Genomic DNA, 22,953 nt, shown 5'->3' on the forward strand with positions numbered 1-22,953 from the left:
CGAGCATCTTGGCATTTTTATTTCTCCTCAGACTGTCCTCTTAGCATTACATTTTTCTGTGTGGTCATCTAGCAAGCAGAACGTTAGAATATATGCACAAGCAAAAGTTTTCAGGGGAGCCATTGCGGCTGAGAGTTATGAATCGATCTTCATATTACCCTAAAAACCTGATGCGGATAATGCCGACGAAGGGAGAAAAACAATGAAAGAAAACACAGAAGCCAGAAGTCAGATCGCAGAAACAGGTAATGGACATTCGCATTTACCGGCTTCGAAAAAGATCTACGTAGAGAATAATGGTCTAAGCATACCGTTTCGCGAGATATCGCTGTCACCGTCGCGCGAGATGGACGGCACGCTCGTCGAGAACGCGCCCGTTCGCGTTTATGATACCAGCGGCCCGTGGACCGATCCGCAGTTCAAGGGCAGCGTCACCGAAGGTTTGCCCGCGCATCGCCGCGATTGGATACTCGCTCGCGGCGACGTTGAGGAATATGAAGGCCGCGAGGTTCTACCCCAGGACAACGGCTATCTGACGAAAGGCGCCGAGGAACTTGCCCGCGTAAAAGACAACGGTGCTTTAGAAGAGTTTCCGGGCTTGAAACGCAAACCGCTTCGCGCCAAACCCGGCCATTGCGTTACGCAGATGCACTACGCCCGTAAAGGCATCATCACGCCCGAGATGGAGTTCGTCGCGATCCGCGAGAATCTTGGCCGACAAGCCGGGATGCTTATGGAGCGATCGTCGCTGATTGACGTTACTTAGCCGCAAATGAGGCAGATAAGAAATTAAGTAGCCTCTTGGGGTCAGCTTTTTCCGCTTTACCTGCGGTTTCACTCGTGTATGACGAAAGAATTTTGCACACCTTTAGACGTCACACAGATCGAGCGCAACTTTGCCGAGATAGAGCCGCTGATGACGCCAGCGGAAGCTCTGGCCGAGGCAAATCGATGTCTTTATTGCTACGATGCGCCTTGCACGCGGGCGTGTCCGACACATATCGACGTGCCTTCGTTCATAAAGAAGATCGCGAGCGGAAATCTGACGGGTTCGGCGCGCGTGATATTTGATGCAAACCCGATAGGCTCAACCTGTGCGCGCGTTTGTCCCGTAGAAGTTTTGTGCGAAGGCTCCTGCGTTGAGAAGACACTTGTTCAGAAGCCAATTGAGATAGGCCGTTTGCAGCGGTATGCGACACAGCATGCTATTGACAACGGCAAACATATATTTGAAAGGGCCGAGCCAACCGGCAAGTCCGTCGGCATTATTGGTTCCGGCCCGGCGGGGCTCTCGTGCGCCGCATACCTTGCACGGCTCGGCTATGAAGTGACCGTTTACGAGCGCCGCGAAAAAGCCGGTGGCCTCGATACATACGGCATGGCCGAATACAAGATGACACAGGCTGATTCACTTGCCGAGGTACGATACATCACATCTCTCGGGATCGATCTAAAGCTTGGCGTCTCGATCATCGGTGATGAGCATCAAACTAATTCCTCAGAGCAGGGCGCTAACGGCCTTTCTACAAAACGATTTGCACAGCTGCAAAAAGCTCACGATGCGATCTTCCTCGCCATTGGTCTCGGCAGAACAAGGAAACTCAGTATCCCCGGCGAGGATCTCGACGGCGTGTTCGACGCTCTTTCATTTATCGAACGGGTGAAGACGCGAAACTGGGACCTGATTCCAGTTGGTAAACGGACGGTAGTCGTCGGCGCTGGAAATACTGCGATAGATGCGGTGACGCAGGCAAAACGCCTTGGAGCCGCACGGTCTATTTTGATGTACCGCCGAACCGAAAAAGATGCGTCAGCATATGATTACGAGATCGAACTTGCAAAGGCCGACGGCATTGAGTTTCATTGGCAGACAACGCCGGTCGAGATAATTGGCGAAGGACGCGTCCAGGCGATTCGATGTACCTCACCGGAGGGCGAGAAGATCATCGATTGTGAAATGATCATCATAGCTATAGGCCAGGATAGACAAAAATCGTTTCTGACCGATGTTGCAGGGATCGCAACCGATGATCAAGGCCGGGCCGTCGTGAGTGAGAATATGCAGACATCAAAGCCAAATATCTTCGCTGGCGGCGACTGCGTCAATGGTGGGGCCGAAGCAGTTGATGCCGCACAGATGGGCAAGCTAGCTGCAATAGGCATCCATCAACACCTATCAGGTGAGCGAATTGAGTTTGCGGGCTCGGCATTTCCAAAGTAAACTCTTCGAAAAGCTTTTCTCAAAACCAACCCCGCATTTGCAGACGTAAAGGAAACATTATGGACGAAAAAGATCCTATAACTGAAGCTCAACCTGAAGGATTCGTTGAAAAGGCTCTGAATCTCATAGAACGCGTCGGCAATAAGTTGCCTGACCCAGCAGCGCTTTTTCTGATCCTACTTTTTGTCGTTTGGATAATTTCGTGGATGCTGTCCGGAATTTCCTTTGCTGAGATCGATCCGCGGACCAGCAAACCGATAGTGATCAATAATCTGCTTTCCGGTACGGCGATCGCCTCGTTCCTCTCGACAATGGTAACGACCTTTACGTCCTTCCCTCCCCTAGGTGTCGTTCTGGTCGCGTTGTTGGGCGTAGGTGTTGCAGAACATACGGGGTTTATCAATGCGGCATTAAAAGCGTTATTGAACATAACAGCACCTTCGCTGCTGACTCCGATGGTGATCTTCGTGGGTATTATCAGCCATACGGCCGTAGATGCCGGTTATGTGCTGGTTATCCCGCTCGGCGGCGTGATCTTCTACACCGCAGGTCGTCATCCGTTAGCAGGCATCGCGGCAGCATTCGCCGGGGTTTCGGGCGGATTCAGCGCCAACTTTATCCCATCGAGTCTTGATCCGCTGCTTGCCGGCCTGACCCAATCGGGCGCTCAGATAATCGACGCAACGCGGGTCGTGAACCCGCTCTCAAACTGGTACTTTACCGCCGCATCAACTATCTTTCTCGTCGTCCTCGGCTGGTTCGTCACCGACAGGATTGTTGAACCACGATTGAACAAAACTACTGAGGTAGATGGCGACCCGGAAGAAATGCCCAAGATGGAAACGCTCGGGCCGAAAGAAAAAAAGGGTTTGATCGCAGGACTGGCATCTATGGCTCTTGGCATTGCGATACTCGTTGCCTTGTCCATCCCTGAAAATTCAATGTTTCGTTCACCGGCGGGGTTCAAGATAACTCAGGCGACCGTCCAGCAACTTAAAGCTGAAGGTATGCCGGAAGAGGGCGCGGCCAAACTTGGCCCCATTCTTGAACAGGAACTTTTTGGCAAGACGGCATTGGAAAACGCGCTCAAGGCAAGGCTCGGCGACGAGAACGCCAAAAAATTTGGCGAAGCGGTCGCAAAAAGCGCTGAACCGGTCGCACCGCAGCTGACTGCGAATACGGCGCCGCTTATGCTTTCGATCGTGCCGCTCATCTTTCTGCTTTTCATTATTCCGGGCATAGTTTACGGGTACGTTGCGGGGACGGTATCCAGTCATCGCGAGATCATTGCCGGGATGAGTAAATCAATGAGCACGATGGGCTATTACATCGTCCTTGCTTTTTTTGCAGCCTTGTTCATAGCTGCATTCGGGCAATCGAACCTCGGAGCTTTGATCGCGATCAAAGGTGCCAACGCTCTGCAGGCGATGGCCCTGCCGCCCCAGATCACGATCATCGGGATCATTTTTCTCACAGGTTTTGTCAACCTTCTGATCGGTTCTGCCTCGGCAAAATGGGCATTGCTGGCTCCCATTTTCGTTCCGCTGCTGATGCAGCTTGGACTGTCACCGGAACTCGCTCAAGCTGCCTACCGTATCGGCGATTCGACGACGAATATCGTTACGCCGCTTATGCCTTACTTCCCGCTCGTTGTCGTATTCGCTCAGCGCTATGTCAAGGGAACGGGCATTGGCACGCTGATCTCCGTTATGCTGCCCTTCACTGTCGTGTTCATGATCGGCTGGATCATTTTTCTGATCGTTTACTGGGCACTTGGTATTCCGCTCGGCCTGCAGGCTCCTTATACTTATCCGTAGTCGATGGCTGATCTGAGCATTAACTTCGCAGGGATATCGTCCCCGAATCCATTTTGGTTGGCGAGTGCACCGCCGACGAACATGGGTTCGATGATCGAGCGCGCGTTTGACGCGGGCTGGGGTGGTGCTGTTTGGAAGACGCTTGACAAGCCTATCTTTGAACCTGGATCACGCGGGCTGTGACGGATTTGTTTGAACTTTGGTTACCCCTGCAGGGTATGAGCGCAGCCCGAATCCAGTGTGACGAACCTCAAAAATATAAGAGACTTGGCAAAGACTGAATGAACTCCTTCCAAATTTGAAAAACACCTCCGTTGGGGTGAGAATACTTTTTATGTCTTCGCCAAACACTTCTTATCCTAAGTCCAAGATCAAGATACTGCTGCTTGAGAATATTTCTGATGCCGCCGTAAGAGAGTTTGGGGCAGGCGGGTATATGCAGGTCGAGCGGCTGGGTGGGGCTGTAAGCGAGGCTGAGCTGATTAAAGCGATCAAAGGCGTGCACGTGCTTGGGATAAGGTCGAAGACGCAGGTTACGCGAAATGTTCTCGATGCAGCCGACAAGCTACTAGCCATCGGGGCCTTTTGCATCGGTGTGAATCAGGTTGACCTAAAAGCAGCGACTGAACGGGGCGTTGCGGTCTTTAATGCACCTCACGCTAATACTCGGTCAGTTGCTGAACTGATCATCGGCCTATGCGTAATGCTTATACGTAAGATCGCCGATAAGAATTCGGCTGCCCACCGCGGCGAATGGTTGAAGGATGCGAAAGGTTCATTTGAGCTTCGAGGCAAAACGCTTGGCATCATAGGCTATGGCAACATTGGGTCGCAGGTATCGAACATGGCAGAAGCTCTCGGGCTTAATGTCGTTTATTACGATATCGCAACTAAATTGCCGCATGGCAATGCGAAGCAGATCCGTGATCTAAAAGAATTGTTGAAACGTTCTCACATCGTAACGCTTCATGTGCCTTCGGATGCCACCACGCGAAACATGATCGATACCGAAGCTATCAGGGCAATGCGTCGAGGTGCGATCTTGATCAATCACAGCCGAGGTGATGTTGTTGACCTTACGGCGGTGAAAAAAGCGTTGAAAACAGGCAAGCTCTCCGGTGCGGCTATAGACGTATTTCCGGAAGAGCCGGAGAATAACGGCGATGTTTTTGAGTGTCCGCTGCAGGGAATGTCCAATGTCATCCTAACGCCGCATATCGGCGGCTCAACCGAAGAGGCACAATCTAATATCGGTCTCGACGTAACGTCGAAGCTCATCAAATATCTCGATTACGGAACGAGCGAAGGGTCGCATACCGTGCCGCCCGTATCGCTTCCGCCGCAGGCCAGCACACATCGTATCTTGCACATCCACCAGAACATTCCCGGAGTTCTCGGTGAGATAAACTCGCGGCTTTCAAAGCGAGGCATCAACATCGTCGGTCAGTATCTGAACACAAACCCGGATATCGGATACGTAATACTTGATGTTGAATCACGCATCTCAAAAGAGGCATTTGAGATACTAAAGGGCATAAAAGGGACTATACGGGCACGCCTGGTTTACTAACTGGCATAATATCAACCGTTCAAAGTTGTAATAAATGTTTGTTGAACTAAACAGAAAAGGCTGCCACTGGTCAAAGCCGTAAGCAGCCTTTTGTACTCTAATTAACGAACAAACCAGTTCAGTTCAAATTGAAATTTTCTATCGGGCGAACCTTGATCTGTTCATCGACGGCATCAACAATGAAGCCGATTCCGGTCTTCCATTGATTTGTTAGCGGAAGCTTGACCTGTTGATCGATGTGCCTTTTAAGAAATCGTGCTCCATAAGCAGGGCTGTAGCCCTTTTCGGTCAAAAGATCTATGGCGGAGTCAGTAACCTCAACCTTCTTGCCCTGAAGTTCCATATGCCGCTGCATCTTTCGGATATAAAGCCTTGCTATCTCACGCACTTCGTCCATTGTCAGAGGCGAAAATACGATTATCTCATCAATACGATTCCTAAACTCCGGAGTAAATCGCGTTTCTGCAGCTTTCATTACATCGCTCTTGATCGCGGACATATCTCCGACCGATTTCATTCCAAATCCAAGAGGTTTTTCGTATTTCTTGAAGTTCTCAGAACCAAGATTTGAAGTCATTATGACTATCGCATCCGAAAGATAGACTTTCTTACCACGGCCATCTGTTATCCAGCCCTCATCGAATGCCTGAAGGAATATATTCATTAGATAAGGCGATGCTTTTTCTACTTCATCAAGCAAAAGCACCGTATAAGGATTGTCACGAAGCTGCTCGGTCAATATGCCGCCGCGTTCCGATCCGACGATTCCGCGCGGCATTCCTATGAGTTTCTCAATGCCAACGGTTCCGTCGCCGTATTCGGACATATCTATCCGGACCATTTTGCTTTCATCACCGAACATGAATTCGGCGACGGCCTTTGCAAGCTCTGTTTTTCCTACTCCCGTCGGGCCGAGGAATAGCAAAACCCCATCAGGGGCATAGTGATTTTCCTTTAGCGGGCCCTTATTAAGCCGAAGCCGTTCGGCAACTGCCCTGACGGCATCCCTTTGCCCAATGACACGTCGGCCAAGTTCATCCTCCATCGTCGCAAAACGATCCGAAGTGTCACGGTAGATCATATCTTTCGGGATCCGAGATTCCTGAGAAATGACATCAATGATGTGCTCCGGCATCACCACCAGGTGCTCCGGTTCATTGATCTCCACCTTGACCGAGGCTGTGTCCAACCAGCCGATCGCCTTATCAGGCAAGTGCAAATTCCTGATATATTTCGGAGACATCTCAAGAGCGGTGTTTATCGCCTCCTCAGAGATCGTAACCGAGTAATTCTTTTCCAAACGGGGCTTAAGGCCCATCAGTATCTGTCGTGTTTCGTCGATCGAAGGTTCTTCCACCTTTACGAGCCTGAAGCGTCTGGCAAGAGCCTCATCTTCACCGATGTATTCCTTATACTCGGTCATTGTTGTGGCACCGATGATCCTAAGCTCTCCACGTGCAAGTGCGGATTTGAACATATTCGCCGCGTCCGAAGTTGTTCCCATCGCTGCCCCGGCACCAATGATCGTATGGGCTTCATCGATGAAAAGGATGATATTGTCCTTCTCTTTTACTTCATCGATAATTCCCTTGATCCGCTCTTCAAACATCCCACGCAGCATCGTGCCGGCGACAAGTCCGCCCATCTGTAATTGGACAATGTGAGAGTCACGAAGGCGCGCCGGTATGTTTTCGGGTTCGAGTTCGATCAAACGTGCCAGACCTTCGACGACGGCCGTTTTGCCAACACCCGGTTCACCGACGAGCATCGGAGAATTTGACCTTTCGCGGTGTGAAAGTATCTCGATCATCTGCCGGATCTCTTTCTCACGGCCAATTGTAGGAGGAATCTTATCCTGGCGCGCAAGTTTGTTTAGCGAGACACCAAAATGGCGGAGAAAGCTGGGAAGCTCATATTTCTGGCGAACACGCTCCTCCTCTTTCTCACGCTTCCGTATTCTTGTTCGAGCGGTTTGTGCAACCTCGTCGGATGGAACGCCCAAATTCTGGAGAACGTCATTCAGTACGCTTCTCTCATCGTTTGAAAGTACGTAGAAGATATCGCTGGAATCGATAACGCGGCGACCCTGGGAACGAGCGCGGTCCATTGCTCGTTTAAAGAGTTCTGTTGTTTCCGGAGCGATTCGGAAACCCTTACCCGTATGCTGACGGCCAGATTCCATTCGCTTTTCGATCAATAATTTCACCGAACGCGGATCGACCGAAAGATCCCGCATTGTTGAACTAAAAAGATCGTCCTCTTCCTGAGCGATCGCATGAAGAACGTGTTCAATGGAAACGTAATTCTGATCACGTCTGCGCGAAGCATCCAGTGCCGTCTGGAGCACTCTTTGCCCGCTTTCGCTGAATTTATCTTTATAAGCGTCTATGTCTGCCATAATACCTGCCTGACCTTGAAGAGCTTAGGAGAGCGACCGATCCGGAAACCGCCAACTCCTATAATATCATTTACACATACGGAGCGTAAAAATATTATTATCTTAACCACGATCCGCAGTAACTACTCACCGGCCGAATGAGACATCGCCTTTCCGACTTGGACGCGGGCCGGACGGAGAAGTCGATCACCAAATTTATAACCCCGCTGATACTCGGCCACTATCTTCCCATCCTGTTCTTTATCGACCGAAACCATATCAACAGCCTCGTGAAGTTCGGGGTCGAATTCTGCTCCTATCGCCGCGACCGGCTCAACACCGACACTCGTTAAGGCGTGTTCAAAAGACCGTGCTACGCCTTTTACACCCTCTCGAAGATTTTCGACAGATGCATCATTCTCACTTGCCGAGACCGCAAGGTTTAGATTATCCAACACAGGCAAAAGCGTTTGTAGAAAATTGAACTTGCTCTGGCTTGCACGGTCTTCTAAGGTCCTGATCAATCTGGCACGCATCTCCGAAGTCTCTTTCTCCAGTTCTGCCTTAGCCTCGTCAAACTTCGCCTGAACGCCGACAAGCTTAGATTCGGCAGCTTCACGACGTTCAGTTTCAGCTTTTAATTTGGTCTCAAGCTCGATTTCTCTGGCGGAACGAACAGATTCGCTATTCTGCTCCCCTAAATCAGCATCGTCTCCGATACGCTCACCGTTTTCATTAAACCGGCGTTTGTCCTTAACATGAAAATCTTCGTTTTGGATATTTTTGGCCATGTAAATATTTAAAGCAGTAATAATGATAGTTGTAGGCTATAAAAAGTGCCCACCAAAATTATACATTTCCCTCAGTACTAATTGTAAGTGAAGAAGCCCCAAACAAACACGCTTGAAACAAAGCTGAGGTTATTTGCTAAGAAAATACTGGCCTGGCTGTTGCTCTCAGCAATTAAAACCAACTCCTTAATGCGGTCAACAAGTTAGCCAAACATATCTATCATTTGTCATACAAACTCGGCAGCACTTAATATCTGTGATACACAGTAAACATTCGCTTCCACTATCACACCGCTAATCGATATTTCTTTCGTTTCGGGACTATAGATGAGCTTGTGTATGCCGTGAGATTTGTATTTAATAGAGTATTTTGTGATATTTATAGCCTCGATTCTGCACTTAGAACCAATTCGATTTATTCCCTTTTATGTTAAGAAGGATTGATCACAATTATGATAATAGTAATTATTGGTGCCCAGTGGGGCGATGAGGGAAAGGGAAAAGTTGTTGATCTTCTTGCCGACCGCTTTGATGTGGTGTCGCGGTATCAAGGCGGTCATAATGCTGGGCACAGCGTATATGTTGGCGATAAGTCTTTTGTGCTTAGGCTTTTACCGTCAGGGATCATTCATCCCGACAAAACCTGTGTTTTGGGCAACGGCATGGTCATCGATCCGAAAGCTTTCTTTGAAGAGGTCGATCAGATCGCGGAACAAGGCGTATCTGTAAGCCCTGAGCGCTTAAAAGTGTCGTCGCGGGCTCATCTTATAATGCCCTATCACCGCGCACTTGACCATACGTCCGAAGAACGTCTCGGTAACGAAAAGATAGGCACCACGCTTCGCGGCATTGGCCCGGCGTATGAAGACAAGGCTGGCCGCCGTGGGATTAGAGTTGCCGACGCCCTTTCACCGGAGCTTTTGAAGCTTCGCGTTGAACGGAACCTTGAGGAAGCGAACAGAATCATTGTGCTATTCGGCAATCAGCCGCTTAGGGCCAATGAGATCCTGGAAGAAGTAAGTCCGCTTGTCGAGCGTTTGCGTCCGTTTGTTTGCGAGACGTCTAAATTTCTGGCCGACGCGCGTAGATCTGGAAAAAAAATACTTCTTGAAGGAGCTCAAGCTACCCTTTTGGACGTAGATCACGGCACGTATCCGTACGTTACCTCCTCGAATCCCACCGCCGGCGGAGCTTCCGTCGGGGCCGGCATCCCGCCACATCACATTACGGGAGTTCTCGGTATCGTACGTACTTATGCGACGCGAGTCGGCGAAGGACCCTTTCCGACTGAGATGTTGGATGAAGAAGAGAGCATCGCGCACCTGATCCGAGAACGCGGGAACGAATACGGCTCGGTAACTCGTAGGCCCCGCCGGTGTGGGTGGTTCGATGCTGTTTCAACACGATATGCCGCGGAGTTAAACGGCTTTGATTCGATAGCATTAACAAAACTCGACGTGCTCGATGAACTCGACGAGATCAAGGTCTGCATCGGTTACGAAGCGAATGGACAGCGAATAGACACCTTCCCGGCCGTTTCACACGATCTGCGGGCGATCAAGGCGATCTACCAAACGCTTCCGGGCTGGAAGACGGATACCGTCGGCACAACGGAATTCGATAAACTTCCGGAAAACGCACAGAAGTACGTGCGGTTTCTTTCAGAGCAGGTCGGCGTTGAGATCGGCCTGATATCAACCGGCCCGGAACGCGACCAAACGATAGTTTTGAAGAATTCGGTAATGGAGAAATGGTTCTCGGTTTAGCGATGCAATGCATGACGAGCTTAAGATAGTTTCCTTCGATCCTACATACGCAGCCGATTTTGCCCAACTGAATTATGCATGGATCGAAAAATACTTTGAGATAGAGCCCCACGATCGAGAGGTTCTTGATAACCCACAGCAAGTTATCATCGATACTGGCGGAGAAGTATTCTTTGCATTGATCTCAGGTCAGGCTGTCGGAACTACCGCAATGATACGCTCTGACCAAGCAACATTTGAACTTACGAAGATGGCGGTCGATCCAGACTATCAGGGCAACGGTATAGCGAATCATTTGATGGACGCCTGCATCAAATTCGCAAGATCGCAGAAGGCATCAACGATCTTTTTGGAAACGAATTCGAAGCTTTCCACGGCGATCGGGCTCTATCGAAAGTTTGGCTTTGTTGAAACTCCGCTTGACCCAAATTCTCAGTATTCACGAGCAGATTTACGTATGGAGCTTGCGCTTAAAGGAACCAATCTGTAGAATAGCGAATTCGGCCTAAGTCCGCTTAGGCAATGTGGTCCGATAGCTCAGTTGGTAGAGCAAATGGCTTTTAACCATTGGGTCCCAGGTTCGAGTCCTGGTCGGATCACCAATTTTACCTTATGTATGGAAATGACACCTGAATGGTGTCATTTTCTGTATAGGTCCGGTTTTGCTTGATAGTATTTTTACAATGCATTAAAGAAGCAGAGCTTATTGTTTCATAATACTAGCCTTTGTTGATTAATAACCTTACCGAACTTAGTATTAGGACGCTGAGACGCATCTCTGGTCTGTTTGGCTCCTTGACCGGAGTTTGTTGAAAATCTCGGACAGAGCTATGTTCTTTTCTGAGAGAAGGACAAGAAAATGATATAAAAAATCAGCCGTCTCGTCTGTAAACGCATTATCATCCGAATTGATTCCCTCGATCACAAGTTCAACCGCCTCCTCGCCAACTTTTTGAACGATACGGTTCAGGCCGGCGGCGAACAACTTAGATGTATAAGACCCTTCGACCGGATGTATTTTGCGGTCTTTTATGATCTCTTCAAGCTCGAACAAAAAATATGCCGATTCATTCTTCTCACCAAAACAAGTATAAGCTCCAGTATGACAGATCGGCCCGGAAGGAGTGGCCTTGATAAGGATCGTATCAGAATCGCAATCAGTGATGACTTCGCTTACTTCAAGCAAATTGCCGCTTGTCTCCCCTTTTGTCCAGAGACTCTGCCTGGATCGTGAAAAGAATGTCACTCTGCCCGTTTTTACAGTTTTCTCATAAGCCGCTTCGTTCATAAAGCCGAGCATCAGTACCGTCCGGGTCTTCGCATCTTGTACGACAGCGGGTATGAGACCATCTGAATATTTATTGAAGTCTAATTCCATATCTGTTCCAGCCTCATCGGTATATCGTGTTTGCCAAGCCATTTCTTAAGCTCCGGGATCTCGATCCTCTTAAAGTGAAATACGCTGGCCGCCAAAGCAGCATCAGCATCACATTCTTTGAATAGTTGCAGAAAATGCTTCTTAGATCCGGCTCCACCGGATGCGATCACAGGTACGGAAACCGCCTCGGCAATCGCCTGATAAAGTTCCAGGTCAAAGCCCTTATTTGTTCCGTCAGCATCCATCGATGTTAAGAGGATCTCGCCTGCGCCTGCACGGACCCCCAACTTTGCCCAATCGATAGCGTCAAGCCCGGTATTGGTACGCCCGCCGTTCTCGAACGCGATCCAGCCTTTTTCTGTTCGCTTTGCGTCGATCGCGAGAACGATGCATTGCGATCCGAATCGTTCTGCCGCTTCATTGAGTAGCTTAGGGTTCGTAATAGCGGCGGAGTTTATGGAGACCTTGTCCGCTCCAGCTTCCAAAAGTGCCGCGACATCCGCGACAGATCTTATGCCACCTCCAACTGTGAAAGGAATGTCTATTTCCTCGGCCACGGCAGCGACCAGGCTTATCAGCGTCGTTCGTTTTTCGTTCGTTGCCGTGATGTCGAGGAAGACAAGTTCGTCGGCCCCCTGATCACGGTAGATACGGGCAAGTTCGACGGGATCGCCGGCATCCCGAAGATCAACGAAGCCCGTCCCCTTGACCGTACGGCCATCCTTTACGTCAAGACATGGAATTATTCGTTTAGCGAGCATATCTATTCTGTGTTCTCTACAAATGCGGCAAGTTGACTTATGGCGATCTTTTCTTCATATATTGCCTTTCCAACTATCACGCCATGGCAGCCGATCTCTTCGAGTTGGTGTATATCGTCAATAGCGCTTACGCCGCCACTGGCGATCAACTTGAGACCTGGAAGCGATTCAAGAATGTGACGGTAGAGTTCAGTAGCCGGCCCCTTCAGAAGACCGTCTTTGGCTATATCCGTCACGAAAGCAGTGCTGACACCTTTGCCCAGATATTCTTGGAGAAAACTTGTTATTTCGACTTCGGTTACGGTCTGCCAACCATTGATAGCAAGGACACGTCCGCGAACGTCTGCTCCCAAGAGAAACCGGGCCGCGCCATATTTTTCGGTCCAGGAAAAGAACTTATCCGGTGATTTGACCGCGATGCTTCCAATGCTGGCCATCGAAGCACCCGCATCTAACACGGCCTTAACATCTTTTGAGGTTGTGATCCCGCCACCGAAATCGATCACCAGATCGCTACTGGAAGCTATTTCTTCTAGCACTCTCAGATTGACGATCCGCCCCTGTTTCGCTCCCTCAAGATCGACGATGTGAAGGCGACGCAGACCGGCATCCTCGAACCGGCATGCAATGTCAACAGGATCGTCGCTGTAGATCCTGATTTTAGAGAAATCTCCCTGGGAAAGCCGGACGCATTTCCCGTCGATCAGATCTATTGCCGGTATTATTTCGATCATAAAAAGGGGCAAAAAAGCTTATATGTTCAAAAAATTCTCAAGTATCCTCGCTCCTACCGTCCCAGATTTTTCGGGATGAAACTGTACGCCATAGAAATTGTCTTTATTGACAGCCGCGCTGAATTGCGATCCGTATGGTGTCTGGGCCACCGTATGATCGCCATTATCAAGAAAATAACTATGCACAAAATAGACACGCGCACCTTCCGGAATATTCTTGAAAAGATCCGATCCTAATCCTTCGATCGTGTTCCAGCCTATATGCGGAACTTTGAGTTCTTTGCCGAAAAATCGGCGCACACGGTATGGCAGGATCCCCAGACATTTCGTGTCGTTCTCATCGGAGAACTTTGCCATTAGCTGCATTCCGAGACAGATCGCCAGAAGAGGCTGTTTCAAGTTTTTTATTACGGAATCCAGTCCTCTTTTCTGTAGATGGTTCATTGCCGACGAGGCCTCGCCGACACCGGGAAAAATGACCTTGTCGGCCGTCTTAATAGTATTGGCATCATCTGTGATCTGCGGCTCAATGCCGAGGCGTTTCAGAGCATTTGCGACCGAAGCAACGTTACCTGCGTTATATTTGACGATAGCAACTTTCATAAAATTCCCTTTGTACTCGGAACGCTTTTATCTTCCACATTTCGTTTAACAGCCATTCTTATTGCCTTCGCAACTGCCTTAAAGATCGATTCGATCTTGTGATGTTCGTTCGTCCCTTCAGCCTTGATATTCAGATTGCATTTCGCATGGTCGGTGAACGACTTAAAGAAATGAAAAAACATCTCTGTCGGCATATCGCCGATCTTTTCCCGTTTGAATTCCACATCCCATACGATCCAGCTCCTTCCACCGAAATCCAAGGCCACCTGAGCGAGGCAGTCGTCCATCGGCAGCATGAATCCATATCGCTCGATCCCGGTTTTCCCCCCGAGGGCTTCGCTGAAAGCCTCTCCGAGCGTGATCGAAACATCCTCAATTGTGTGATGTTCGTCAATATGCAGATCTCCGTCAGCACGGATCATCAAATCAAGTGAGCTGTGACGGGCAAGTTGTTCCAGCATATGATCAAAAAAGGGTATGCCGGTCTTGATATCTGCGTAACCGGTCCCGTCAAGATTTAGTTCTATCCGAATATCTGTCTCTGAGGTCTTTCGGTGCTGGGACACGATCCGCGGTGTTAGCTTTAGAAACTTGTAGATATCCCACCAGCCATCGGCAATAAGCGACACTGAACGAGATATAGGTGGAAAAAAATTCTTGTTCTTGATAAAGATCGCTCTCGAACCAAGATTCTCTGCCAGCTCAATATCCGTCGCGCGGTCGCCTATTACGAACGAGTTTTCAAGATCATATTCCCCATTTAGATATTTGGTCAGCATTCCGGTATTCGGTTTTCTTGTGGACTTATTCTCATATTCAAACGAGCGGTCAATACAAACCTCTGAGAACCTGATACCCTCGTTTGCAAGCAGATCGAGCAGGAAATTATGCACAGGATAAAAAGTCTCTTCCGGCAGCGATCCAGTACCCAGTCCGTCCTGATTGGAAACCATCACAAGCTCGTAATCAGTCTCGGCGGCAATACGACCGAGACTTGTTATGACGCCGGGCAGCAGCTTCAGCTTTGCGAAACTGTCCACCTGAAAGTCCTCGGGTTCTTCAATAAGCGTCCCGTCCCGGTCAATGAATAAAACTCTTTTCATATATCCCAACAGCTCGGATTAGGTCTTGGTTTTCCTCCGGCGTACCAATAGTTATTCGCAGGCATTCTTCACACAACACCACATTGCTGCGATTTCTTACGACAATCCGCTCTGACAAAAGATAGCTGTACATATCAGCAGCGTTTGTAACCTTTACCAGCAGAAAATTTGCATCAGAAGGGTATATCTTCCTAACACACCGGAAACCTTTCAGGGCGGTTTCAAGTTTTTTTCGCTCAAAGATCGTTAGCTCTATCGTCTTCTGAACCATCTCTTTGTTTTGAAGAGCTTCAGCAACTGCGAGCTGAGCGAACTCACTCACGTTGTACGGTGGCTTCACCTTGTTTAAAAACGCCACTATCTCTTCGCTTGCGAAAGCGACTCCGACACGTAAGCCTGCCAGTCCCCAGGCTTTGGAAAATGTCTGGAGAACAACCAGATTCTGAAGATCCTTCAATTTCTCGGTCAGCGATGGCTTGCCGGAATACTGTATATAGGCTTCGTCAACAGCCACGATGCCCTGGAAGTTTTCGGTTAGTGCCAGGATCGCTTCGCGTTTCAGTAAATTTCCGGTTGGGTTGTTTGGCGAACATAGAAAAATAACCTTTGTGTTTTCGTCAATATGTCCAGTTATCGTCTCTGGATGCAGCTGGAAATCAGCTGTCAGATTTGCTTTTTTGACAGCGATATTGTTGATCCCGGCCGCAACCTCGTACATTCCGTATGTCGGCGGACATATAAGGATGTTGTCGATTCCCGGGCGGCAGAATATGCGGATCAACAGATCGATCGCTTCGTCGCTGCCGTTTCCGATGAATATTTGCGACGGCATTATATTGTTTGCCTCCGCAAGTCGATCCTTTATCCCGGTTTGCAGAGGGTCAGGATACCGATTGTAAAGATTGCCAAGGGGCGAGCCGAATGCATTCTCATTGGCGTCGAGAAAAATACGAGCATCCCCGCCGTACTCACCACGGGCAGATGAATACGGGATGAGCGACCGGATATTCTTGCGAACAAGGCTATAGAGTTCAAATGCCATTCAGTTCCTCCAGCCGAACGGATATTGCCCGTTTATGTGCATCAAGGCCTTCGGCAGCTGCCATGACTTCCACGGCGGGGCCGATATTGCGTATTCCTTCAGGGGTCAACTTTTGAAAAGTGATCTTCTTTACGAAGCTGTCCAAGGAAACACCACTAAATACCTTTGAAAACCCTCCAGTCGGCAGCGTGTGATTAGTTCCTGAAGCATAATCGCCGGCACTCTCACAGGAGTAATTTCCTATAAATACCGACCCTGCGTTTACAATGCGGTCGGCAAGTTCGTCCGCATTTCGAGCTGCAAGGATTAGATGCTCAGCCGCATAGTTATTCAGAAATTCGATCCCTTCATCAATACTGCCTACAAGGATTGTCTTAGAGTTTGCCAGAGATTTTTCGATAATCTCACGCCGAGATAAGCCAGAAATTTGTCTCTCGATCTCGTTAAGTGTTTTTTCTATGACTTCTTCATCCGGGCTGACAAGTACAGCCTGACTGTCCGGGCCATGTTCGGCCTGTGAAAGTAGATCTGTAGCAACAAAGATCGGATTACAAGATTTGTCAGCAAGAATAGCCACTTCCGAAGGCCCGGCGGGCATGTCTATCGCGACATCCATTGAGACGATCTGCTTTGCACAGGTAACATAATTGTTTCCCGGGCCGAATATCTTATTGACCGCAGGAACCGTCTCGGTTCCGTAAGCCATTGCAGCGATCGCCTGTGCGCCACCGACCTTGTAAACCGTAGAAATTCCGCAGATCTTCGCCGCGTAGAGGATCACATCCGCGGCCGAACCGTCTCGTAACGGCGGTGTACAGATGACAACCTCACCACATCCCGCGAGAACAGCCGGAACACCAAGCATAAGAACAGTGGAGAATAGGGGAGCGGTTCCCGCAGGTATATACAGCCCGACGCGTTCGATGGGTAGCGATTTTCGCCAACAGGTCACGCCTGGAGATGTTTCTATGACCTGAACGTGCTCACGCTGCATGGCGTGGAACTTCTTGATATTGACGTGGGCCAGATCTATCGCATTCGCAAGGTCGGGAGAAATACGTCGCTCAGCCGCCGCAAACTCCTCTCTGCTTACCCTAAGATCACCGATCTCAACACCATCGAACTGTTTCGTATACAGCCGCAAGGCGGCATCGCTCCGGGTACGTACGTCTTCAATGATCGACCTTACCAACGCTTCCATCTCTTTTGAGTTACTCGCCGGCCGTTTGATTATCTGCGGCCAGATGTCTCTTTTCGGATTACGAAATACTTGCATATATTTATTGAGTACTAAATGATGCGATATCTATCGGATCATCTGATCTATTGAAATAACCAAGATCCCTTCAGCCCCTGACGCCTTTAATTTTTCAACGACCGGCCAGTGATCGTCGTCGGCTATAACTGAATGAATCGAACTCCAGCCTTCCTGAGCTAGAGGCATTACGGTGGGGCTTTTCATTCCCGGTATCAAGTTCCTTATCTCACCGAGTCTTTCGTTTGGTGCATTTAGAAGGATGTATTTGTTTTTCCGAGCTTCACTTACAGCCTTTATCCGAAAAGTCAATGATTCAAAGATCTTCTTCAAAGGTCTCGAAAGGTCAGAACGAACAACAAGAACGGCTTCGGAGTTCATAACCGTCTCGACTTCCTCAAGGCCATTCGTAAAAAGCGTGCTGCCCGAACTCACGAGATCGCATATAGCATCAGAAAGGCCGACCCCAGGAGCTATCTCGACCGAGCCGCTAATTGTGTGAACATCGGCGAAAACGCCTCTTTCTTTTAAGAATCTCCCAAGTAAAAGTGGATAACTGGTTGCAATACGTTTACCCGCGAGGTTCTCGATGTTTCTGTATCTGAAGCCGCGAGGAACCGCTATCGACAACCGGCATCGTCCGAATCCAAGCCTCTCGACAATCATGAGATCCGATTCCGCCTCAGCAAGCACGTTCTCGCCGACGATGCCGCAATCGGCTACACCATCCTCCACATATTGCGGAATATCGTCATCTCTCAGAAAAAGCATCTCGAGCGGAAAATTGAAGGCGAGTGATCGCAACTTTCCATGCCCATTATCGAACCCGATGTCACATTTCTTTAGCAGTTCAACAGTCGCTTCGCTCAAACGCCCGGCTTTTTGGACAGCTATTTTCAAATTTCTGTTAAACATAAAAATAAATAGACGAGTACCTGAAAACTTGATTCTCAAGTTCGCGCCCTTTGTAGATCTATTGATTTTTTGAGACTTAAAGTGTCAGATCAGCAATCATGCGCGACTCGAGTGGTGCCAAGCATGATGATGGTGGTGGAAATTGTGGACAAAGAGTGTCATCGATAATCTCTATCATCCACAGATACGATAATTTTGCAAGTAAAAAGACCATAAAATGTGTCTATGACACCCGGGCCTTTGCTATAATGTTTGATCAATACTCTCCTCTATCCACAGTGAATGAAGGTAAACCCCTTATATCTTTGAATAATCGCTTGAATAGTCCCCACACAAGGTTTGTTGGTTCCAAAGGCGAATCGCTTGCGGCTGAATATCTGACGAGAGTTGGTTATCGACTTGTGATGAGCAATTTCAAAACACCGCTAGGCCGGAATGCAAATGGTGCAGAGATAACCGGCGAGATCGACATAATTGCTCTAGATGGAGATAATCTCTGCTTCATTGAGGTTAAAACTCGAATGCAAAATGATATTGCATCTCCCGCACAAGCAGTTACGCTGAGAAAACAGCGGCAGATAATCCGCACCGCAAAGATATATCGCCAGATCTTTGGTGTCCAGCAAATGCCTATTCGCTATGACGTGGTCAGTGTTGTCCTCGGACATTTCGATTCCCCGTCTATAGAGCTTATGAAAGGCTTTTTTGATGAATCCAAATTCAAGAAACGTTCCTGGTAATTTGAGGCATGGTATTGAACTTGGCCGGCGGATTATTTATTATCCGGACTTAGGAGCAACCTAACATACCTATGAAGAATACAAGATATCTAGCTTTCGCTTCAGCGATAATTATGGTTTTTGCCGCTTCGACGTCAACCACGGCAATGCCGGTAAGCATTGCCGATCGGGCTAATAACGATCCGATTTCTGCGGTGCTTGATGTAAGCATTGATGGTAAGTGGATCATCAACGTGGATGCCGGCGGCCAGACGGTCTCGCTCGCAGTCGAATTCAAGCAGAACGGTACGGAGTTTACTGGAACAATGGCATCGGAAGTAGGAAGCGGCTCATTTGAAAATGGGAAGATAAATGGGGATAAAGTAACCGCGAAGCTGAACGCCGATGTTCAGGGCAGTCCAACGACCATAGAATTTGAAGGCAAGGTTGATGGCGACAAAATGACGGGAACGATGAATGTCCCGGGATTTGGGCTTCTCTCATTTGCCGGGACACGTTCAAAATAAATTAGGCGGCGGTCATACATTAAGGGCCGCCCATTTACTGAATCGACGCGTCTGTCGAAAATTCCAAATCACCTGATCGTCCAGGTCGTACCGATGATCAATGAGCGCCCCCGTGCCGGAGCAAAAACAAATTGTTCTGAATAAAGTCGGTTCCCGATATTCGAAACGGCAACATTAATACCGAAATTAAACCTCTCACGACGGAACCGATATCCCCCCGACATATTATGTGTCACAAATCCAGGCTCAGGCCCCCCATTACCGCCCTGATTAACAGGAAGCAGAAAAGCGGGTGATAATCTTCGTTGCGTCACGACTATCCTGGTCGAATAATCAAAATAATAATTCTTCAAAAAATTTTCCCACCGCAATCCTGCATTGGTTCGGAACGGGCTGATTGTATCAAGTGGCACATCCCTGTCAATATCATCCCCCCGAAGATAGCTAAAGTTTCCATATGATGTTAGATACCCAAGTCTGATCTTGATCGGAACTTCTAATTCAGCCTCAAATCCTTGTATCTGAGCCCGACGAACATTCTGCGTTTGGAAGACCTGGATCCGATTTGCGGGAGAGCTCCCAGGCAGCGTTATCGGAACACCATTACGATCCATGGCAGTCTGTGTTGACAAAAAATTTCTGTAGTAATTGTTGAAATAGTTGGTCACCAGGCTAAATCTATCCGATCTGTATTTTGCGCTCATATCAAAATTCACACCGGTCTCAGGTTCAAGCCTCGGATTTCCCACCACAAATCCCGCAACAGAACCAAAATCCGTAAAAAATCGTTCAAAAATGTTCGGCGTTCGGAAAGAATTTCCGATACGTGCGGATAGTGTGAATTTATCAGTCATGCTCACGATCATGCCTGCCTCACCAGTTAGAGATGTGCTTTTTACATCAAGCCCAGACGTTAAGCCGGTCAAACCAAGATCCTCTATCTGACTTGGGGTCAGGGAAGGAGGTAAACCAAATTGAGTGGTAGGTTCAGCTTTCGTATAGAACCGATCAGCACGAAGCCCGCCCACCAATCTCACACGGGAGCTTATGCGAAATCCAGCTTGGGCGAATACGGCAATATTTGACAAGGTCGCATTGGGAACACTGCGTGAATTAGAGGTTCTTCGATTCGGATCCCACGGTGTGGTTGACGTAATGAGCAAGCGCTCATCCTGATTCTTGTCCCGGAAAAGACTTGCTCCTGCGATCAAATTCAGTCGTTTCCCAAGAATCCAATCTGTCTGTAAATCAAAACCAGTGGTATTGGTTCGCGTAATAGTTTCACTGAATTGATATTGCCCGGGGAAAAAAGGAAGGATAGGCTGTACCGTCAGAACATTGGTAAAGTTCCGATCTTGACCTTGATGAAATCCTGATACAGAAACACGAGCAAGTGTGTTTGTGATCGCTGCTGAATCAAATCGAACACTAAATTTATCACGGTTAGAAAACGGAAAAAATCCATTGAATACTCCTACCAGTGTCGGTGAACCTATGTTGGCTGCACGCCGACGCTCATAGCCTATTTTCAGTGTATTCTTGTCGTTGAGGAAAAATCTTCCGATGGCCTGTGTATTGCCACCATGGTGTTGTGAGTTCAAAACTTCCCCGTCCGAAGTAATTCCATCAATAATAGTTCCTTTAAGTTCTCCTATCTTATAGTTCCCAAACCGTTCAAGAGACTGCATCAAACGAAATGCAAATGATCTGCCCGCTCCGGTAAAGGCCAAATTTCCGCGACGGCCATGTTCATTCGTGCTAAAAAATGTATCGAGCGAACCCCCGAATCTAAAACCTTGATCGTGCCTTGGGGGCACATCCCTGGTAATTATGTTTATCGTCCCTGCCAATGCATCGGTACCGTAAAGCACCGAGCCGCTACCGCGGATCACTTCAACAGACTCTATCTGAGATATCTCAACCAGACCGAGTTCAATACCTGATTGCTGGGTGGAAGTACGCGAATGGTTCAGCCGCTCACCATCAACTAAAACAAGAACACGGTTGCTATCCAGCCCGCGAATTCGCGGACGAACCTGAAATCCACCCTCATTCACAGTCGAGGCTCCCGGTAGGGTCCGGAACAGATCTCCAACAGAACTGACAGCTTTGCGCTCCAGTTCTTCCCTGCCGACAACTGATACAGGTTTAGCCGTATCTACTGTGGAGACCTGCGTTCGTTCGGCCGTTACCGTAACTTTTTCTGCAATGTTTCCCGCCAATAAAACGACCGTGACCGCTGAATTGTTTTCAGTATTTGACACGATCACACTTTGGGAAGTGAAGCCTGGAGCGTCAATACGGACCCATAGCTCACCTTGCGGTATCCCAATCAAAGATGCCTCTCCATTTTCATTCGTAATAACAACCCGCTCAAGCAGATTGCGAGCGGATACGCGAACACTTGCCCCAGCGACAACGGATCCACTGGGATCGGTAACACTAATGATAAATCTGCCATTCACTTGTGCCTGTAGGCTATGCACTAAAACAAAAAGAAATGTGATTAGGAGGACCGCTCCTACAGCCTCTCCCCTGATAAAAGATGAATTAGTCATTAAACACCTCTGATGTTTATTCACACTGGTGATTGATTGTAGGGTAGATCCCTGCCCGTCCTACTTGAAGATAAAACCAACATCTCCGTTCTCTTCAACGTATCTCATACCGAGAGAATATGATGAATAAGATTTATTAAATAATAATTCTTCATTTAATAAGTAGTAATTATATTAGGTCTTGAAGCAGGCCTTTCCAAAAATTGACGAAATGAATCAAAGGTCGCTTTCGCGGCATCAACTATTTCGTCATCGACCGAATTTCTCTCAGCAAATATTGTGATAGCAGTCCCAAATTCCCTCCACATTTTTCCTACATTTGGGCCATAGCTGCTAAAAAAAGCGGCACCGGATTCCGTATCCACACTGAGTGTTGAGCGCAAATGTCTTAGGATGATTTGTCCGCCTAATGTTGAGCCCTCAAGAACATAAGCCGCGCCAAAGCCCTTTCCGGCCGTGTTAAGTAGTGGAATGTCTGGGGAGCCTATACCTGTTTCCGCTTTAGGATCAAAAACACCTAAAACCTGCATATCCTTCTCCAGGGCAGGCAATTTACGCCGCTCACATAGCTCAAGCCCATTCCTTCGCAGAAGTTCCTCAGGTAGAGCGGCTTCGATCGCAGCATAAAATATATAGAACTTGGTAAGTAGTCGCCGGTACTGTGCCAGCGTCAGATCAGGCCGCATTATATCTACAACAAATTCAAGGGCTTTATGTTGCTCTTTGGTCGATTCTTTCAGTTTAGTAAGTATCATTATATTAAAAATGAAATTCGTTTTCAATTGCAAGAATAAATCAAAAACACATTGTGGTCAA

At 48.4% G+C, this 22,953-nt stretch carries 21 protein-coding genes, 1 tRNA gene and 1 riboswitch; of the genes, 10 read left to right on the forward strand and 12 right to left on the reverse strand.

Translation table 11 applies throughout. The features are described from left to right. Nucleotides 1-102: 102 nt before the first annotated feature. Nucleotides 103-211, forward strand: a riboswitch (TPP riboswitch). From JVX88_RS00585 to serA, 5 genes are all read left to right on the forward strand, one after another. Next, a complete protein-coding gene (locus tag JVX88_RS00585; RefSeq protein WP_211624767.1) occupies nucleotides 203-766 on the forward strand; it encodes a hypothetical protein in 564 nt (187 codons plus the stop codon). (Overlaps the previous riboswitch by 9 nt.) A 78-nt stretch (nucleotides 767-844) precedes the next feature. Further along, nucleotides 845-2,221, forward strand: a complete 1,377-nt coding sequence (locus JVX88_RS00590; RefSeq protein WP_211624769.1) for an NAD(P)-dependent oxidoreductase — start codon at nucleotides 845-847, stop codon at nucleotides 2,219-2,221. A gap of 59 nt (nucleotides 2,222-2,280) precedes the next feature. Further along, entirely contained in the window at nucleotides 2,281-4,038 is a 1,758-nt protein-coding gene (locus JVX88_RS42920) for an AbgT family transporter (RefSeq protein ID WP_211624771.1), read from the forward strand. Between the two features lie 3 nt (nucleotides 4,039-4,041). Continuing rightward, complete coding sequence (locus JVX88_RS00600) at nucleotides 4,042-4,221, forward strand: hypothetical protein (protein ID WP_211624773.1); 180 nt, start codon at nucleotides 4,042-4,044, stop codon at nucleotides 4,219-4,221. 151 nt (nucleotides 4,222-4,372) lie between these two features. Then, nucleotides 4,373-5,608 carry a phosphoglycerate dehydrogenase gene (serA, locus tag JVX88_RS00605; protein ID WP_211624775.1) on the forward strand — a complete coding sequence of 412 codons (1,236 nt, stop codon included), beginning with the start codon at nucleotides 4,373-4,375 and terminating at the stop codon, nucleotides 5,606-5,608. A 118-nt stretch (nucleotides 5,609-5,726) separates the two neighbouring features. Here the strand turns inward: serA and JVX88_RS00610 are convergent, their stop codons facing one another. Continuing rightward, nucleotides 5,727-8,006: an AAA family ATPase gene (locus tag JVX88_RS00610; RefSeq protein ID WP_211624777.1), complete on the reverse strand. Its 2,280-nt coding sequence runs from the start codon at nucleotides 8,004-8,006 to the stop codon at nucleotides 5,727-5,729. A 122-nt stretch (nucleotides 8,007-8,128) separates the two neighbouring features. Beyond that, entirely contained in the window at nucleotides 8,129-8,776 is a 648-nt protein-coding gene (gene grpE, locus JVX88_RS00615) for a nucleotide exchange factor GrpE (protein ID WP_211624779.1), read from the reverse strand. Between the two features lie 452 nt (nucleotides 8,777-9,228). On the opposite strand from grpE, the gene JVX88_RS00620 reads away from it, so the two are divergent. The 3 genes from JVX88_RS00620 to JVX88_RS00630 all read left to right on the forward strand — a co-directional run bounded on the left by JVX88_RS00620 (nucleotide 9,229) and on the right by JVX88_RS00630 (nucleotide 11,144). Continuing rightward, complete coding sequence (locus JVX88_RS00620) at nucleotides 9,229-10,542, forward strand: adenylosuccinate synthase (RefSeq protein ID WP_263975457.1); 1,314 nt, start codon at nucleotides 9,229-9,231, stop codon at nucleotides 10,540-10,542. 7 nt (nucleotides 10,543-10,549) lie between these two features. Beyond that, complete coding sequence (locus tag JVX88_RS00625) at nucleotides 10,550-11,032, forward strand: GNAT family N-acetyltransferase (protein WP_211624780.1); 483 nt, start codon at nucleotides 10,550-10,552, stop codon at nucleotides 11,030-11,032. Nucleotides 11,033-11,068: 36 nt separating this feature from the next. Beyond that, a tRNA-Lys gene (locus JVX88_RS00630) sits at nucleotides 11,069-11,144 on the forward strand. 155 nt (nucleotides 11,145-11,299) lie between these two features. Here the strand turns inward: JVX88_RS00630 and hisIE are convergent. The 8 genes from hisIE to hisG are packed head-to-tail and all read right to left on the reverse strand — an operon-like array spanning nucleotide 11,300 to nucleotide 18,333. Further along, on the reverse strand, nucleotides 11,300-11,962 hold the full coding sequence (hisIE, locus tag JVX88_RS00635) for a bifunctional phosphoribosyl-AMP cyclohydrolase/phosphoribosyl-ATP diphosphatase HisIE (RefSeq protein WP_211624782.1): 663 nt from the start codon (nucleotides 11,960-11,962) through the stop codon (nucleotides 11,300-11,302). Continuing rightward, on the reverse strand, nucleotides 11,911-12,681 hold the full coding sequence (gene hisF, locus JVX88_RS00640) for an imidazole glycerol phosphate synthase subunit HisF (RefSeq protein ID WP_211624784.1): 771 nt from the start codon (nucleotides 12,679-12,681) through the stop codon (nucleotides 11,911-11,913). The genes hisIE and hisF overlap by 52 nt, the downstream gene beginning before the upstream one ends. A 2-nt stretch (nucleotides 12,682-12,683) precedes the next feature. Beyond that, nucleotides 12,684-13,415 (reverse strand): 1-(5-phosphoribosyl)-5-[(5-phosphoribosylamino)methylideneamino]imidazole-4-carboxamide isomerase, encoded by a 732-nt coding sequence (gene hisA, locus JVX88_RS00645; RefSeq protein ID WP_211624786.1) that lies wholly within the window; start codon nucleotides 13,413-13,415, stop codon nucleotides 12,684-12,686. Nucleotides 13,416-13,433: 18 nt separating this feature from the next. Continuing rightward, complete coding sequence (gene hisH, locus JVX88_RS00650) at nucleotides 13,434-14,018, reverse strand: imidazole glycerol phosphate synthase subunit HisH (protein ID WP_211624788.1); 585 nt, start codon at nucleotides 14,016-14,018, stop codon at nucleotides 13,434-13,436. After that, nucleotides 14,015-15,121 carry a bifunctional histidinol-phosphatase/imidazoleglycerol-phosphate dehydratase HisB gene (gene hisB, locus JVX88_RS00655; protein WP_211624790.1) on the reverse strand — a complete coding sequence of 369 codons (1,107 nt, stop codon included), beginning with the start codon at nucleotides 15,119-15,121 and terminating at the stop codon, nucleotides 14,015-14,017. Before hisB ends, hisH begins: the two co-directional genes overlap by 4 nt. Next, on the reverse strand, nucleotides 15,099-16,163 hold the full coding sequence (gene hisC / locus JVX88_RS00660) for a histidinol-phosphate transaminase (RefSeq protein WP_211624792.1): 1,065 nt from the start codon (nucleotides 16,161-16,163) through the stop codon (nucleotides 15,099-15,101). The genes hisB and hisC overlap by 23 nt, the downstream gene beginning before the upstream one ends. Next, nucleotides 16,153-17,439 carry a histidinol dehydrogenase gene (hisD, locus tag JVX88_RS00665; RefSeq protein ID WP_211624794.1) on the reverse strand — a complete coding sequence of 429 codons (1,287 nt, stop codon included), beginning with the start codon at nucleotides 17,437-17,439 and terminating at the stop codon, nucleotides 16,153-16,155. The genes hisC and hisD overlap by 11 nt, the downstream gene beginning before the upstream one ends. A 30-nt stretch (nucleotides 17,440-17,469) precedes the next feature. Beyond that, entirely contained in the window at nucleotides 17,470-18,333 is an 864-nt protein-coding gene (gene hisG, locus JVX88_RS00670) for an ATP phosphoribosyltransferase (protein ID WP_211624796.1), read from the reverse strand. 305 nt (nucleotides 18,334-18,638) lie between these two features. On the opposite strand from hisG, the gene JVX88_RS00675 reads away from it, so the two are divergent. Together JVX88_RS00675 and JVX88_RS00680 are read left to right on the forward strand one after the other, a co-directional pair. Continuing rightward, a complete protein-coding gene (locus JVX88_RS00675; protein ID WP_211624798.1) occupies nucleotides 18,639-19,073 on the forward strand; it encodes a YraN family protein in 435 nt (144 codons plus the stop codon). 71 nt (nucleotides 19,074-19,144) lie between these two features. Next, nucleotides 19,145-19,579: a hypothetical protein gene (locus JVX88_RS00680; protein ID WP_211624800.1), complete on the forward strand. Its 435-nt coding sequence runs from the start codon at nucleotides 19,145-19,147 to the stop codon at nucleotides 19,577-19,579. Between the two features lie 68 nt (nucleotides 19,580-19,647). Here JVX88_RS00680 and JVX88_RS00685 read toward each other — a convergent pair whose 3' ends face one another. Then, complete coding sequence (locus JVX88_RS00685; protein WP_211624802.1) at nucleotides 19,648-22,137, reverse strand: TonB-dependent receptor; 2,490 nt, start codon at nucleotides 22,135-22,137, stop codon at nucleotides 19,648-19,650. Between the two features lie 155 nt (nucleotides 22,138-22,292). Then, a complete protein-coding gene (locus JVX88_RS00690) occupies nucleotides 22,293-22,919 on the reverse strand; it encodes a biliverdin-producing heme oxygenase (RefSeq protein WP_211624804.1) in 627 nt (208 codons plus the stop codon). Between the last annotated feature and the right edge of the window lie 34 nt (nucleotides 22,920-22,953).

It is taken from the genome of Leptolyngbya sp. 7M, from assembly GCF_018128485.1.